11 protein-coding genes are annotated in these 9,219 nt (G+C 70.0%); 7 read left to right on the forward strand and 4 right to left on the reverse strand.

Features of this window, described 5'->3' with window-relative positions; translation table 11 throughout:
- Positions 1 to 38 precede the first annotated feature (38 nt).
- Both DJ74_RS03710 and DJ74_RS03715 read left to right on the forward strand, forming a co-directional pair.
- On the forward strand, positions 39 to 239 hold the full coding sequence (locus DJ74_RS03710) for a hypothetical protein (RefSeq protein WP_094526407.1): 201 nt from the start codon (positions 39 to 41) through the stop codon (positions 237 to 239).
- The gene (locus DJ74_RS03715; protein WP_094526402.1) at positions 236 to 1,078 is read left to right on the forward strand and encodes a 3-keto-5-aminohexanoate cleavage protein; all 843 of its coding nucleotides are present in this window, start codon (positions 236 to 238) and stop codon (positions 1,076 to 1,078) included. Before DJ74_RS03710 ends, DJ74_RS03715 begins: the two co-directional genes overlap by 4 nt.
- Before the next feature lie 392 nt (positions 1,079 to 1,470).
- Here DJ74_RS03715 and DJ74_RS03720 read toward each other — a convergent pair whose 3' ends face one another.
- Positions 1,471 to 3,342 carry a biotin carboxylase N-terminal domain-containing protein gene (locus tag DJ74_RS03720; RefSeq protein ID WP_094526403.1) on the reverse strand — a complete coding sequence of 624 codons (1,872 nt, stop codon included), beginning with the start codon at positions 3,340 to 3,342 and terminating at the stop codon, positions 1,471 to 1,473.
- Positions 3,343 to 3,483: 141 nt separating this feature from the next.
- On the opposite strand from DJ74_RS03720, the gene DJ74_RS03725 reads away from it, so the two are divergent.
- Positions 3,484 to 3,702, forward strand: a complete 219-nt coding sequence (locus tag DJ74_RS03725) for a hypothetical protein (protein ID WP_094525142.1) — start codon at positions 3,484 to 3,486, stop codon at positions 3,700 to 3,702.
- A 192-nt stretch (positions 3,703 to 3,894) separates the two neighbouring features.
- Here DJ74_RS03725 and DJ74_RS03730 read toward each other — a convergent pair whose 3' ends face one another.
- Together DJ74_RS03730 and DJ74_RS03735 are read right to left on the reverse strand one after the other, a co-directional pair.
- The gene (locus DJ74_RS03730) at positions 3,895 to 4,257 is read right to left on the reverse strand and encodes a hypothetical protein (protein WP_094526404.1); all 363 of its coding nucleotides are present in this window, start codon (positions 4,255 to 4,257) and stop codon (positions 3,895 to 3,897) included.
- Entirely contained in the window at positions 4,257 to 5,801 is a 1,545-nt protein-coding gene (locus DJ74_RS03735; protein ID WP_094525144.1) for an acyl-CoA carboxylase subunit beta, read from the reverse strand. Before DJ74_RS03735 ends, DJ74_RS03730 begins: the two co-directional genes overlap by 1 nt.
- Positions 5,802 to 6,144: 343 nt before the next feature.
- Between DJ74_RS03735 and DJ74_RS03740 the strand changes: the two genes are divergently transcribed.
- The 4 genes from DJ74_RS03740 (at position 6,145) to DJ74_RS03755 (ending at position 8,503) form a co-directional block, all read left to right on the forward strand.
- Positions 6,145 to 6,783: a 50S ribosomal protein L1 gene (locus DJ74_RS03740; RefSeq protein WP_094526405.1), complete on the forward strand. Its 639-nt coding sequence runs from the start codon at positions 6,145 to 6,147 to the stop codon at positions 6,781 to 6,783.
- Entirely contained in the window at positions 6,780 to 7,829 is a 1,050-nt protein-coding gene (locus DJ74_RS03745) for a 50S ribosomal protein L10 (protein WP_094526406.1), read from the forward strand. Before DJ74_RS03740 ends, DJ74_RS03745 begins: the two co-directional genes overlap by 4 nt.
- 18 nt (positions 7,830 to 7,847) lie before the next feature.
- Complete coding sequence (rpl12p, locus tag DJ74_RS03750) at positions 7,848 to 8,189, forward strand: 50S ribosomal protein P1 (protein ID WP_094525147.1); 342 nt, start codon at positions 7,848 to 7,850, stop codon at positions 8,187 to 8,189.
- A 122-nt stretch (positions 8,190 to 8,311) separates the two neighbouring features.
- Complete coding sequence (locus tag DJ74_RS03755; RefSeq protein ID WP_094525148.1) at positions 8,312 to 8,503, forward strand: hypothetical protein; 192 nt, start codon at positions 8,312 to 8,314, stop codon at positions 8,501 to 8,503.
- Here the strand turns inward: DJ74_RS03755 and DJ74_RS03760 are convergent.
- On the reverse strand, positions 8,484 to 9,219 hold a 736-nt coding region (locus tag DJ74_RS03760; RefSeq protein ID WP_394338304.1), incomplete at its 5' end, for an SWIM zinc finger family protein. The two genes, DJ74_RS03755 and DJ74_RS03760, sit on opposite strands and share 20 nt — an antisense overlap.

Raw genomic sequence — 9,219 nt, forward strand, 5'->3', positions numbered from 1 at the left:
GTGCGGACACGTCTCGGCCATGCGAGACGTGTCCGCACTTGGCGTATCGCGAGGAGGGCGACGGGAAGTCGTTCGAGACCGCCCGGGCGTTCTGCACCGCGACGGAGTCGTTCGTCCAGCCGATGCGCGCCGACGTCTGTAACGCCCGGTACGGGCTCGACCCCGCGGCGGACTGCGAGTTCTATGTCGAGCCGGAACCGGCGGACGACGAGGGCGAAACCGCCGACGCCGACAGATGACCTACGACGACTACCTCGACGGGAAACCCGCGATCATCACCGCGGCGCTCACCGGCGGCGTCCACGGGAAGGAGGCCCACCCGGACCACCCGGAGACCCCCGGGGAGATCGCGTCGGCCGCGGCGGCCTGCGAGGCCGCGGGCGCCAGCGTGCTCCACCTGCACGCGCGCCGCGACAACGGGGAGCGCGCCTTCTCGGCCGAGCGGTTTCAGGCGGTCGCCGACGCCGTCCGCGAGGCCACCGACGACGCCGTCCTCCAGCACTCGACCGGCGGGACCGCCGCGCCTGACGCCCTCCGGCACGAACCGCTCCGGACCGACCCCGCGCCGGAGATGGCGTCGCTCGACATGGGGCCGCTCAACCGCTACGAGCGGCTCACCTCGGAGAACACCCGCGAACTGGTCGCATCGCTGCACGCGGAGATGAACGGGCGGGGAATCAAGCCCGAACTGGAGGTGTTCAACGACGGACATTTGAACGAGTCGCTGTCGATCTTAGAGGAGCTGGAGGACCCGCCGTACCTCAACTTCCTGTTCGGCGGCGGGACCACGTCGCCGCCGCACCCCCGGAACCTGGTGAACCGGGTCGAGGCCCTGCCGGAGGGCGTCGAGTTCAACGTGATCGGGTTCGGGCCGCACCAGCTCCCCATGACGACGCAGTCGCTGCTGCTCGGGGGGCACGTCAGGGTCGGGCTGGAGGACAACCGGTACTACGAGCGCGGGGAGCTGGCGACGAACGAGCAGTTGGTGGCGCGGGCGGCGCGGATCTCCGCGGAACTGGGTCGGCCGGTTGCGACGCCCGCGGAGACGCGAGAGCTGTTGGGACTGCGCGGTCGGTAACGGGGCCCTTTTCGAGTCCGGCTGGTCGGATAGTTATAATCAAAGGCGAGGTGTTGCTGCCGGCTGTTTATGTGCGGTCGACGATGCGGTGCCCACGTCCAAAGCCCCAGCCAGCGAAGCGGACGCACGCTCGCTGCGGTCCTCAGTCGCTCGCTTCGCTCGCTCCCTGTGGTCCTTGCGTCGCCTCCGCCCGCTTCGCTGGCTGCCCCTTTGAATCCCACCCCGCACAGCACCGCAGCCTCACACCTCCCCAGCCTCGCCGCTCGCGCTTATCAGCGCTCGCGGCGTCCCTCGCACGCGCTCCTCGCGGCCGCCGATGGCGGCCGCTCTGAGGCGCGCGCCACCGCATCATAATTAAAACGCCGTTTCGCCGTTTCGTCGTGGTCGCCGATCTATTCGAGGACGACCAGCACGTCGCCCATGTCGACGCTGTCGCCCTCGCCGACGTGGACGCTCGCGACGGCGCCGCCGCGCTCGGCGACCACGTCGTTCTCCATCTTCATCGCCTCGAGGACGCAGACCACGTCGCCCGCGGCCACCTCGTCGCCCTCGTCGACGTCGACCGAGAGGATCGTGCCCTGCATCTCCGCCTCGATCGCCTCGCCGCCCTCGGCGACGTCGACGCCGTCGTCGCCCCCGTCGTCGGACGTCGCCTGCGGCGGTCGCTGCTTGCGGCCGCCCGCGCCGCTCCCGCCGCTCGCGGGCGTCGGGACCGCGGGCGCGCCGCGCTCCTCGAGTTCCACGTCGAAGCGCTTCCCGTTCACTTCGACGGTGAACTCGCGTTCGGTCACCTCGTCGTCGTCGTCGCTCGACGCCGACTCGGTCCCCCACTTCTCCTGCGCCTCGGTGACCAGCTCCCGGTCGAGCTCCTCGTCGAGGTACTTCGTGGTGTGGGTGCCAGCGACGAACCGCTCGTCGTCGAGCATGAGGCGGTGGAACGGGACGACGGTGACGACGCCCTCCAGGTCGTACTCCGCGAGCGCGCGCTTCGACCGGGCGAGACACTCCTCGCGGTCGGCGCCCCACACGATCAGCTTCGCGATCATCGAGTCGTAGTCGGTGACCAGCTCGTCGCCCTGCCGGAGCGCGTCGTCGACGCGGACGCCGATCCCGCCCGGCGGGTCGTACGTGTCGAGCCGGCCCTCGTTAGCGGGCTGGAACTCCTCCGCGGCGTTCTCGGCGTTGATCCGGAACTCGATCGCGTGGCCCTCCAGCTCGACGTCGCCCTGCGAGACGGAGAGCCCCTCGCCGCTGGCGACCCGGAGCTGCTCTTTCACGATGTCGATCCCCGTCAGCTCCTCGGTAACGGTGTGTTCGACCTGGATGCGCGTGTTGACTTCGAGGAAGTAGAACGGCGTGTCCGGGCCGAGCGGCTCCGACGGGTCGCGGTCGAGGTCCTCCTCGACGAGGAACTCGACGGTGCCGGCGTTCGTGTAGTCGGCCGCGGCGACCCCGCGGCGGGCGGCCTCGCCGATCCGATCGCGGAGCTCGTCGGAGAGCGCGGGGGAGGGGCCCTCCTCGATCACCTTCTGGTGGCGGCGCTGGAGCGAGCAGTCGCGCTCGCCGAGGTGGACGACGTCCGACTCGTCGGCGGGGACGTCCCCGTCGCCCGCGTCCGCGACGATCTGCACCTCGACGTGGCGGGGGTTCTCGAGGTAGCGCTCGAGGTAGACGGAGTCGTTCGAGAAGTACGCCTCCCCCTCGCGCTTGGCCGACGCGAGGGCCTCCTCGGCTTCCTCGGCGCTCTCGACGACCTTCATCCCGCGGCCGCCGCCGCCCCCCTCGGCTTTGATCGCGACGGGATAGCCGTGCTCGTCGCCGAACTCGGTGACCGCCTCGACCTCGGTGACGGGCTCCGTCGTCCCCGGGACGATGGGGACGTCCGCGTCGTCCATCACGCGGCGCGCGTGGGTCTTCTCGCCGAGCCGCTCCATCGCGTCGCTGGCGGGTCCGACCCAGGTGATCCCGTCGGCGTCCTCGACGCGGGCCGCGAAGTCCGCGTTCTCGGCGAGGAAGCCGTAGCCCGGGTGGATCGCGTCGGCGTCGGCCGCGCGCGCGGCCTCGACGACCGCCTCGCCGTCGAGGTACGAGTCGGCGGCGCGGGCCGGGCCGACGTTGTACGCCTCGTCCGCGTACCGGACGTGGCCGCCGTGCTTGTCGGCGTCGCTGTACACGGCGACGGTGTCGACGTCCAGCTCGGCACAGGCGCGCATCACCCGAACCGCGATCTCTCCGCGGTTCGCGACGAGAACCTTATCGAACATTCTTACACCGTCATTCCACGATAACCCACCTCATTCTATCGGTCCGCGACGACGGTCGGTGACGACGATCGTCGTACTCTGTCGGCGCGCGCCGCGGCTTCCCCCGAGACGGTTAAGGGCTGCCCGCTTCCATATCCCGACATGCTCTCGCCCGGAAACCCCTACGTCTTGCCGTCGACGCTGGTCGCGGCGGGCGCGTACCTCGCCGCGACGCTCCTGACGGACGCCTCGATACTCGTCCGAATCGGGATCCTCGTCCTCCTCGCCGGCGTCGTTCCGATCGTTCTCAACCGGGTCCTCGGCGGATCGCCCGCGGGGACCGCCGCGGAGGAGGGCGCCGAGGAGCCGCCCGAGGCGTGACCACAGATATATATGTTATCCAACGTATCTTCTAACGCTCCCTGAGAAGGGTTGGCGTGGCAAGGCGCTCGGCGGGCGTCTCGCCGGGGAATGCACGCGCTCGGGCGCTCTCGCGTCCGGGGTAGCCGTTCGAAACCCGGACAGCCGCGGCGCCGCCTCGATACGCCGGGTTCGGCGGACGGGGCGTCCCCGTCAGAAGCGGTCGGCGCGGCCGGCCGCCGTCCACGGGTCGGTCGGCGCCTCCGTCGGCACGCGGACCGACCGGCCGGTGAGGCGGTCGACCCGGTCGGCGAACGCCCACCGCTTCCCCTCCCACCCGGTCTCCTCGTCGGTCGCGGCCGCCGCCGCGGCCAACTCCCCGTCGCGGAGATGCGCCGCGACCGCGGCGGCGATGGCGGCGGCCTCCGCGTCGTCGGCGTCGTCGGGGACGGTCAGCCCGTCGAGGACGGCGGCGACCGCTGGGCCGTTCGGTCCGCTTTCCGCGTCGGTCGAGGCGGCGTCCGGGTCGGTCGAGGCGGCGTCCGGGTCGGACGGGTCGGGCGAGTCGGTCGCCATCAGATCGGGATGTTGCCGTGTTTCTTCTCGGGCCGGTCCGAGCGCTTCCCCTTCAGCATCTGGAGGTCGTCGATCAGGCGCGCTCGCGTCTCAGCGGGCTCGATGACGTCGTCGACGAAGCCGCGGTCGGCGGCGCTGTACGGGTTCGCGAACTCCTCGCGGTACTCGTCGATGAGCTCCTGCCTTCGCGCGTCGGGGTCGTCGGCCGCCGCCAGCTCCTCGCGGTAGAGGACGTTGACGGCGCCCTTCGGCCCCATCACCGCGATCTCGGCCGTGGGCCACGCGTAGTTGACGTCGCCGCCGATGTGCTTCGACGACATCACGCAGTAGGCGCCGCCGTACGCCTTCCGGGTGATCACGGTGAGGAGGGGGACCGTCGCCTCGGAGAAGGCGTACAGCAGCTTCGCGCCGTGGCGGATGATCCCGTTGTGCTCCTGGTCGGTACCGGGCATGAAGCCGGGCACGTCCTCGAAGGTGAGGATGGGGATATTGAACGCGTCGCAGAAGCGGACGAAGCGCGCCCCCTTCTGGCTCGACTCGATGTCGAGGGTGCCGGCGTTCACCCGGGGGTTGTTGGCGACGATCCCGATCGAGTGGCCGTCCAGCCGCGCGAAGCCGACGACGACGTTCTTCGCGAAGTTCTCCTGCACCTCGAAGAAGGAGCCCTCGTCGACGACGCTGCCGATCACCTCCTTCATGTCGTACGGCTTCCGGGGGGCGTTCGGAACGATCTCGGCCAGCTCCTCGTCGGCGCGCTCGGGGTCGTCCCACGGCTCGACGCGGGGCGGGTCCTCGACGTTGTTGGCGGGGAGGTACGAGAGCAGCCGCGCGATGTCGTCCAAGGCGTCCTCCTCGCTCTCCTCGGCGAAGTGGGCCACGCCCGAGGTCGACGTGTGGGTGACGGCGCCGCCGAGCTCCTCGAAGCTCACCTCCTCGCCCGTCACCGTCTCGATGACGTCCGGGCCGGTGATGAACATGTGCGAGGTGTCCTTCACCATGAACGTGAAGTCCGTGATTGCGGGCGAGTACACCGCGCCGCCGGCGCACGGCCCCATGATCGCCGAGATCTGTGGGATCACGCCGGACGCCTCCGTGTTGCGCCGGAAGATCTCCGCGAAGCCGCCGAGCGAGGCGACCCCCTCCTGGATCCGGGCGCCCGCGGAGTCGTTGAGCCCGACGACGGGCGCCCCCACGTCCATCGCCTTGTCCATCACCTTGCACACCTTCTCGGCGAACACCTCGCCGAGCGACCCGCCGAAGACGGTGAAGTCGTGGGCGAAGACGAACGTCTTCCGCCCGTTCACTTCGCCGTATCCGGTGACGACGCCGTCGCCCGGGATCTGCTGTTCCTCCATCCCGAACTTGTGGGTCCGGTGGGTGCGGAACCGATCGAACTCGTGGAACGTCCCGTCGTCGAGGAAGTAGTCGACGCGCTCGCGCGCGGTCATCTTCCCCTTCTCGTGTTGGGACTCGATCCGGTCCTCGCCGCCCCCCAGCGCCGCCCGTTCGCGGCGCTCGCGGAGGTCCTCGATGCGGTCGTCCATCGTCACGCCGGACCACCCTGAGTCATTACCTCGTGGGTCGACCAGCGGCGTCAAAAGGGTTCCCCTATCCGACGTTTCGGAGTTCGACGCGCGTCGAATCCGGAGACCGCGTCGGGTTCCGCGTCCGCCGCCGCGGCGGCCACCTCGCTTCGGCGGCGATCGCCTCTCTCCCGGTGCGGACGTCGCCCGTCCGGCCTCGACCGCCCGCACGAGCCCTGTCGCCGGTTCGCACGGGCACGGGCGGTTCGACGCTTTTAAACCTCGGATGGACCACTCTCCGGTGAGACAGGCTTCGCCTGTTTCACTGACCCGTAGGAGCGACCTGCGTACTACGGAGGTGAAAATGGCAGACACAATACAAGAGGCCGTAACTCTCGCACTCGACGATGCGCCCGAGCGGAACTTCCGCGAGACAGTGGACATCGCGATCAACCTGCGAGACCTCGACCTCAACGATCCGTCGAACCGCATCGACGAGTCCGTCGTGCTGCCGGCTGGAACGGGGCAGGAGACACAGATCGTCGTCTTCGCGGAGGGCGAAACCGCCGTCCGCGCTCAGGAAGTCGCTGATGAAGTGCTTGACAGCGACGACCTCGAGGATCTCGGAGACGACGACGACCGCGCAAAGGACCTGGCCGGCGAAACCGATTTCTTCGTCGCGGAGGCCAACCTGATGCAGGACATCGGTCGGTACCTCGGTACCGTCCTCGGTCCGCGCGGGAAGATGCCTACCCCACTACAGCCGGACGACGACGTCGTCGAGACCGTCAACCGGATGAAGAACACCGTGCAGCTCCGGTCCCGCGACCGGCGCACGTTCCACACCCGCGTCGGCGCGGAGGATATGGGCCCCGACGCGATCTCGGACAACATCGACGTCATCATCCGGCGACTCGAAGCGGACCTCGAGAAGGGGCCGCTCAACATCGACGGGATCTACGTGAAGACCACGATGGGTCCCGCTAGGGAGGTGCCCGTATGAGCTCGGTCCGCAAGACCGAGACGATCCCGCAGTGGAAGCAGGACGAGGTCGACGAGCTCGTCGAGTTCATCGACTCGTTCAACTCCGTCGGGGTCGTCGGCGTCGGCGGCATCCCGAGCCGACAGCTCCAGGCCATGCGCCGCGAGCTGCACGGCTCGGCCGATCTCCGCGTGAGCCGGAACACCCTCACCGTCCGCGCCCTCGAAGAGGTCGACGACGGCGTCGAGGAGCTGACCCAGTACGTCTCGGGTCAGGTCGCGCTCATCGGCACGAACGACAACCCGTTCGGCCTCTACAAACAGCTGGAAGCCTCGAAGACCCCCGCCCCCATCAACGCGGGCGAGGTCGCCCCCAACGACATCCTCATCCCCGAGGGTGACACCGGCGTCGACCCGGGACCGTTCGTCGGCGAGCTCCAGACGATCGGCGCGGCCGCGCGCATCCAGGACGGCTCGATCATGGTCACCGAGGACTCCACGGTCCTCGAGGAGGGCGAGGTCGTCGACGAGGACCTCGCGAACGTCCTGGTCGAACTCGGCATCGAGCCGAAGGAAGTCGGGCTCGACCTCAAGGGCGTCTACTCCGAGGGCGTCCTGTTCGAGCCGGACGAGCTCGCGATCGACGTCGACGAGTACGCGGCGGACATCCGGTCCGCCGCCGCCGCCGCGCGCAACCTCTCGATCAACGCCGAGTACCCGACGGCCGCCACGGTCGGCAGCCTTCTCGCGAAGGCGTCCGGCGAGGCGAAGTCCGTCGGCCTGTACGCGGAGATCGAGAGCCCGGACGTCGTGCCCGACCTCATCGGGAAGGCCGACGCCCAGCTGCGTGCGCTCGCGGCCCAGATCGACGACGAGGAGGCGCTCCCCGAGGAGCTGCAGGGGGTCGAGGCGGCCCCGGCTCCGGAGACGGACGACGCCGACGAGGAGGAACAGGCGGAGGAAGACGACGACACGGACGACGCTGAGACGACCGACGACGCCGCCGACGACGCCGACGAGGACGACGGCGACGACGGCGGCGACGGTCTCGGCGCGATGTTCGGCTAACACTACGAGGATACACCAATGGAATACGTTTACGCTGCGCTCATCCTGAACGAGACTGGCGAAGAGATCAACGAGGAGAACATCACCGGCGTGCTGGACGCCGCCGGCGTCGACGTCGAGGAATCCCGCGTCAAGGCGCTCGTCGCCGCGCTGGAGGACGTCGACATCGAAGACGCCATCGAGACGGCCGCCGCGGCGCCCGCCGCCGGCGCCGCCGCTGGCGGCTCCGCGGACGCCGCGGAGGCCGACGAGGCCGACGACGAGGCCGACGAGGCCGACGAGGCAGAGGAAGCCGCGGACGAGGAAGAGGAAGACGACGACGAGGACGGCGGCGAGGGCCTCGGCGAACTCTTCGGCTAACCTCGGACGCACCGCGACCGACCGTCGCGTCGACCGCACCCATTTTATGCCGACGCCGCTATCCGGAGTGATAACGTCGGGCGCGCCTTTTTATATCGATCGCCGGAAGTCACGGCCGTCCAATGAAGATCGTCGACGGCGACAAGGTCGAGTGCGACCGTTGCGAGTCGGTGCTTCCCATCGGAGACGCCTCGCTGCTCGAGAAGGAGACGAACCGCGACTACGAGCGGACGCTGTGCGCGGACTGCCTCGGCGCCGTCGGCGTTCCGCAGGGGTACACGCTGCGGCGCGACATCAGCCACCTCGCTGGGTGAGCCGCGAGGCGGGGAAGGCGTACCGCTCGCAGTCCGACAGGCCGCGCCCCGGCCGGACCGCGTCGACGTACACGGCCTCGACGACGGGTTCGTGCGCGCCGTACGCGGCGTTCGTGGCGTACTCGTCGACCGTCCGGTCCTCCTCCGTCCGGTAGGCGTCGGCCCGCTCGGTCGTGACCGCGACGACGACGAGGCGCTCGCCGCTCTCGCGGTCGCGGACGGCGTCGCCCGGATCGAACGCGTGGCGCGAACAGAGGTGCGATCCCGGGTCGTCGAGCGGGACGAACGTCTCCGCCCCGCAGACGGCGCAGGCTCCCACGCGCTCGTCCGGGGCGGGGACCGACCCCGCGGTCACCTCCATGGCGACCCGCCGGAGGTGTTTACACCGCGAGCCGCGGATCGCGTGGTCGGGACAGGTGCAGGTGCCGGCGTCGAGCGCGACGACGTAGGTGCCGCCGTCGGTCTCGACGACGTACCGCCGGTCGCGGAGGGGCCGCACCGTCATCTCCTCCGCGGCGGCGCGCGCCGACCGGTCGTCGGCGTCGGCGTCGGCGCCCGGCGAGCGGTCGGTCTCGTCGTCGACCGCGGCCGAGTCGCGTCGATCCGGCGTTCGCTCCGCCGGCGGCGCGGCTCGGGCGGCGTCCGGTTCGGGGACCGTCGACGCGGGCGGGTCTCGGGGGTGCGTCATGGGTGACCGCGAGGGGGACCCTCGCTTC

Origin of the sequence: Halorubrum sp. Ea8 (assembly GCF_002252925.1) — an archaeon.
Taxonomy (GTDB): domain Archaea; phylum Halobacteriota; class Halobacteria; order Halobacteriales; family Haloferacaceae; genus Halorubrum.

Excerpts from the sequence above, each read along its gene's own strand:
- DJ74_RS03715 (WP_094526402.1), top strand. The coding sequence starts at position 236 with ATGACCTACGACGACTACCTCGACGGGAAACCCGCGATCATCACCGCG.
- DJ74_RS03720 (WP_094526403.1), bottom strand. The coding sequence starts at position 3,342 with ATGTTCGATAAGGTTCTCGTCGCGAACCGCGGAGAGATCGCGGTTCGG.
- DJ74_RS03725 (WP_094525142.1), top strand. The coding sequence starts at position 3,484 with ATGCTCTCGCCCGGAAACCCCTACGTCTTGCCGTCGACGCTGGTCGCG.
- DJ74_RS03730 (WP_094526404.1), bottom strand. The coding sequence starts at position 4,257 with ATGGCGACCGACTCGCCCGACCCGTCCGACCCGGACGCCGCCTCGACC.
- DJ74_RS03735 (WP_094525144.1), bottom strand. The coding sequence starts at position 5,801 with ATGGACGACCGCATCGAGGACCTCCGCGAGCGCCGCGAACGGGCGGCG.
- DJ74_RS03740 (WP_094526405.1), top strand. The coding sequence starts at position 6,145 with ATGGCAGACACAATACAAGAGGCCGTAACTCTCGCACTCGACGATGCG.
- DJ74_RS03745 (WP_094526406.1), top strand. The coding sequence starts at position 6,780 with ATGAGCTCGGTCCGCAAGACCGAGACGATCCCGCAGTGGAAGCAGGAC.
- rpl12p (WP_094525147.1), top strand. The coding sequence starts at position 7,848 with ATGGAATACGTTTACGCTGCGCTCATCCTGAACGAGACTGGCGAAGAG.
- DJ74_RS03755 (WP_094525148.1), top strand. The coding sequence starts at position 8,312 with ATGAAGATCGTCGACGGCGACAAGGTCGAGTGCGACCGTTGCGAGTCG.